General features: G+C 52.1%; 4 protein-coding genes. All 4 read right to left on the bottom strand.

The features are described 5' to 3' along the window. Positions 1-652: 652 nt before the first annotated feature. Positions 653-1,867, bottom strand: a complete 1,215-nt coding sequence (locus tag B2Y11_RS08210; RefSeq protein WP_291057973.1) for an ABC transporter permease — start codon at positions 1,865-1,867, stop codon at positions 653-655. Next, the gene (locus B2Y11_RS08215) at positions 1,864-2,571 is read right to left on the bottom strand and encodes an ABC transporter ATP-binding protein (protein WP_291057974.1); all 708 of its coding nucleotides are present in this window, start codon (positions 2,569-2,571) and stop codon (positions 1,864-1,866) included. Before B2Y11_RS08215 ends, B2Y11_RS08210 begins: the two co-directional genes overlap by 4 nt. A gap of 2 nt (positions 2,572-2,573) precedes the next feature. After that, a complete protein-coding gene (locus B2Y11_RS08220; protein WP_291057975.1) occupies positions 2,574-3,668 on the bottom strand; it encodes an efflux RND transporter periplasmic adaptor subunit in 1,095 nt (364 codons plus the stop codon). Between the two features lie 186 nt (positions 3,669-3,854). Continuing rightward, positions 3,855-4,412 carry a signal peptidase I gene (gene lepB / locus B2Y11_RS08225; protein ID WP_291057976.1) on the bottom strand — a complete coding sequence of 186 codons (558 nt, stop codon included), beginning with the start codon at positions 4,410-4,412 and terminating at the stop codon, positions 3,855-3,857. Between the last annotated feature and the right edge of the window lie 331 nt (positions 4,413-4,743).

The following is a 4,743-nucleotide window of genomic DNA, read 5'->3' on the forward strand; positions in this document are numbered from 1 at the left end:
TCAGATTTCATTCTTGCATTTTGGTTCAATACAAGGAATAAGCCGACGCGAATAGCCAAAGCTATTTAAGGAGGCTTATGACGCAGTATTGGAGCAAAATGCTTATGAAATCTGATTCTGCGACTGAATCAGTGCTCCCCTCAAAAATCCGAGGCCCCATCGGGGCCTAAGATGTCTCTTCCGTAAATCGCCGCCTACGGCGGCGCCTTTGCTCTGCAAAGACCTATCCTCAGGGCTCCACCCAGCTCCTTTCTGAGAAAGGAGCCTGCGTTACGGGATTTCCCTTCTATTACATAAATCATGCTAAACATGGTGGTGAATTGGCCGCTAACGCAGCCACCAAAGGGGGTGCGCATTTCCATCGCCCGCCAGGGCGGCTCCCTGGTTTTATCATAATGGCACCCCCATATTTCCAAAAGGGCGCCCACCACGGCCTTTGCCCCCTGAGCGACAGCGACGCAACCCTTGGCCCGTGCGTTAGCACAGGGCCATATGCCTCTCTGCCGCGCAGCGGCAGGTCCCTTCGGGAATACAGACTAGCCCACTAGCTCACTAAACCATACCGGTCGGCGCCGCCTTTATGGCAAAGCAAAAAAGGCTGTGAAAAAATGCCTGACATTTTTTCACAGCCTCCGGTCATATGATTTCATCCTTATTCATAATGGAGCGCATCGATGGGATTCAGTCTTGCCGCTTTCTGGGCGGGATAGAGGCCGAAGATGAGGCCGATGAATACGGAGAAGAAGAAGGAACCTACAATAGGTGTCACCGAGAGTACGGTGGGCAGGGAGGATACCATAGGAATGGCTTTTGATATGGCGATGCCTATGATGACTCCTATGAGACCGCCGGCCACGCTAACTGTCACCGATTCGATGAGGAACTGCACGATGATCATGTTGTAGGTGGCGCCCAGTGCTTTGCGGATACCGATTTCCCTTGTTCTTTCGGTGACGGATACAAGCATGATGTTCATAATGCCGATGCCGCCTACCAGAAGGGAAATGGCAGCAATGCTGCCCAGGAAAATGGTGAGGGTCTGGGTGGTGGATTTCATGGTTTCCATGAGGTCCTGGGAATTCTGGATGGAGAAATCGTCTTCCTTCCCTGTCTGGATGCGATGGCGGGTGCGAAGAAGATTGGTCACATCCGATTCGATCTGGGACAGGTCATTGGCGTTGTCGGAGGAAATGACGATGTTGTTCACGTAGGTAATGTGCATCATTCTTTCCTGTACCGTGGTGAAGGGAATGAGGATGCGGTCGTCCTGGTCCATGAAGGAATATCCCTTTTCTTCCAGTTCACCGATGACGGTGAATGGATTGCCGTTGATGCGGATTTTCTGGCCGATAGGCGATTCTTCGCCGAAAAGGCCATTGGCCACGGTTTTACCGATAATGCACACCCTTGCCCGGGCGTTGTATTCCTTATTTGTCCAGAAACGGCCTTCCGCTACGCTCAGGCTGGACAGGGTGGCATAGTCCCTGGTGCAGCCGTACACCCGGGTGGTCCAGTTTTTATTGCCGCTTACCACCAGGTAGCTGGTGCTTACCAGGGGCGCCGCATAGACGATATTCGGCAGGTTCTTGATGGCCAGGTAGTCCTTGTAGGTCAAAGTCTGCATGGAACCTGCGGCGGCACGGATGCCCGGTTTTCTGCCGGTGCCGGGGGTAACGGTGATGGTATTGGACCCCAGGCTGGAAATATCGCCTTCGATCTTGTTCTGCACGCCGTAGCCGATGGACATGAGGGCAATCACCGCCGCCACGCCGATGATAATGCCCAGCATGGTGAGCAGGGACCGCATTTTATTGCTCACAATGGAGCCCCAGGCCATAAATACGCTTTCAATGTATATATTCGTCATGGCAGCGGCCCCCTGATATCCTTACTGATATGCCCGTCGGACAAAATGACGTGCCTGCCTGCATAGCCGGCCACGTCCAGTTCATGGGTAACGAGGATGATGGTCTTCCCTTCTTCATAGAGTTTGGTGAAGATTTCCATCACTTCCCTGGTGGAATGGCTGTCCAGGTTGCCGGTAGGTTCGTCGGCCATAATGATGGCGGGGTCATTGATGAGGGCCCGGGCGATGGCCACGCGCTGCCGCTGGCCGCCGGACATTTCCGCCGGCATATGGTCCAGGCGGTCGCCAAGGCCTACGGATTCCAGCATTTTACTGGCCCTTTCTTTTCTTTCCTTTTTGTAAAGGCCACCGTAAACCATGGGAAGAATGACATTATCCAGAGCAGACAGACGGGGAAGGAGATTAAAGCTCTGGAAGACGAATCCGATTTTCCGGTTTCTTGTATAGGCCAGTTCGCTGTCACTCAGGTTGGCCACTTCTCTTCCGTCCAGAAGGTAGGAGCCCCTGGTCAGACGGTCAAGACAGCCCAGAATATTCATCAGCGTGGATTTGCCGGCGCCGGATGGACCCATAATGGAGACGAACTCCCCTTTTCGGATGGACAGGTCGATATGGGTCAGTACCGGCACCTCTTCTTTGCCGATGTAGTAACTCTTACCAATGCCTGCGAGGCGGATGACCTCTTTTTCATCTGCAGAAGCCATGATTATAACCCCGGTCCGGGTCCACGCTTATTCTTGTTGGTAGGCGTAGACTTTTCCTGGGAAACGGAACCGCTGACTACGATTTCATCGCCCTCATGGAGACCGTCCAGGATTTCCACTTCCTTATCGGTGGTAATGCCTGTGGTCACATAGGCCTTCGTCACACTATCCCCGTCTTTCACATACACATAAGACCCTTCCGAATCACTCCGGATGGCCGTCACCGGCACCTCAAGGGCATTGTCGCTTTCTCTGCCGTGGATAGTGGCCCTGGCTGTCATGGAAGGATAGAGTCCCTCCAGCTCGTCCTGGTTGATTTCCACATACACCGTGTAATACACCACGGAGGAAGAAGAACCGGAAGAGGAGCTGGAAGAAGAGTACTGCTTCTTGGAAATATCGGTTACCATGCCGTGGAAAGTCCTGTTCGGATAAGCGTCTACCGCGAAATCCACATTCTGGCCGACCTTCACTTCACCGATATCCGTTTCATCCACCAGAAGCTCGATACGCATGGCAGAAAGATCTGCCACCCGCACAATCACCATCTGGCTGGAGAGGCCCTGGGAAACGGTTTCCCCCTCCTTCATCGGTTCGCCGATGACCACGCCGTCCATAGGCGAAGTGATGACCGTATCATTTACATCGGCCTGGGCCTTATCGTAGGCAGCCTGGGCATTTCTGTACTCCAGGCGGGCATTATCCATTTCCTGATAGGAAATGGCCCCCTGATTGTACAGGGCATTCAGACGATTGAAATAGGACTCCTTGTTTTCCAGCGTATTCTGCGCCTGCTTCATGGTAGACGTAAGGGCCTTCGACTCGATGGTGGCCAGCACCTGCCCCTTCGTCACCTTCTCATTCTGCTTCACATACACCTTCTCCAAAGTGCCCGAAGCAGTGGCAGACAGATCTACGCTGTTATCCGGCTCAATGGTTCCGGTGGCGTCTACGGTAAGCATTACAGTATCCCGCTTCACCGTGCCCAGCGTATAGGTTTCCTTCTTTGCCTGGTGGGAATGGTTATACCAGTACCATCCCCCGCCCAGCGCAAGGACAATAATCAATACTACAGCGATGAGTACCTTTTTCTTCATACTACCGCCTCCTTACATGAATAAAAATGAAATAAAATGTCCCCAGATTGTTATATTATATCACGAAGAACGGAAAAGATTACATACCAAAGATAATCGCCCTATCAAAAAAGGGCTGTGAAGAAACAAATATTCCTTCACAGCCCCTTTGAGAGAGAAGTAAGTTCTTAAGGAAACACCGATGAATCAGCCAAACTGGAAAACCACCCTGCCAAGCACATGGTCCACCGGCACCGGGCCGATGAAACGGCTGTCGGAACTGTGATTGCGGTTATCCCCCATCACAAATACCATGCCCTCAGGCACCGTATAGGAGCCATCCATGGAAAATTCCATAGGCTCATGGATATAAGATTCATCCAGCTCATTCCCGTTGCGGTACACGTGGCCGTTCTTAAACTCCAGCTTGTCCCCGCCCTTGCCGATGACACGCTTCACCCATACATTATGCCCCTGGGAAGACTTGTCAAAAATGGCGATATAATTCTTCAAAGGCTCATCCAGATCATCCATCCAGGACCGTTCCCGATGGGTACGGCTGTCAATAATCACAATATCACCGTAATCAGGCATCTCACGCAGCACATGGCTGATTTTGGAAACGATGAGATACTCCCCGTTCTTCAGGGTAGGATACATGGACTCACCGGATACCTTGGTAGGGACGAAAAGAAAGATATGAATCACCATGGCCAGAAACAGAGCCACTACGAGGGAATAAATCCAATCTAAAACTTCATGCATGAAATTCTCCTTTGTATGTACATTTGAAATAATCACTCCGCGTATGTTTCATTGTACAACATCAGCCCTCATTCTGCCAGTTTTTAAATGGAGTCGATCGGCGGCATAGGTGCAGAAGGTGCAGAAGGTTCCTAGGGGTCAGAGAGTTCCCTCCCCCATTTATTGTCCCACCGCTTGCGGGGGGAAGGTGGTGGCGCCAGCCACCAAAGGGGGCGGGCTCTTCGGGCGATGAGTATAAAGTCAGCGTTACGGGACTTGCATTTGTGTCACCTGTGCTGCATGAGGTAGTGCGTCAGCCCCCTTCCTTTGGAAGGCAGAAGCCCTGCAGAGG

The organism is Dialister sp. UBA1703 (genome assembly GCA_002320515.1).
In the GTDB taxonomy this organism is placed as follows: Bacteria; Bacillota; Negativicutes; order Veillonellales; family Dialisteraceae; genus Dialister.

Coding starts and splice junctions, on each gene's coding strand:
- B2Y11_RS08210 (WP_291057973.1), bottom strand. CDS start 1,867: ATGACGAATATATACATTGAAAGCGTATTTATGGCCTGGGGCTCCATT.
- B2Y11_RS08215 (WP_291057974.1), bottom strand. CDS start 2,571: ATGGCTTCTGCAGATGAAAAAGAGGTCATCCGCCTCGCAGGCATTGGT.
- B2Y11_RS08220 (WP_291057975.1), bottom strand. CDS start 3,668: ATGAAGAAAAAGGTACTCATCGCTGTAGTATTGATTATTGTCCTTGCG.
- lepB (WP_291057976.1), bottom strand. CDS start 4,412: ATGCATGAAGTTTTAGATTGGATTTATTCCCTCGTAGTGGCTCTGTTT.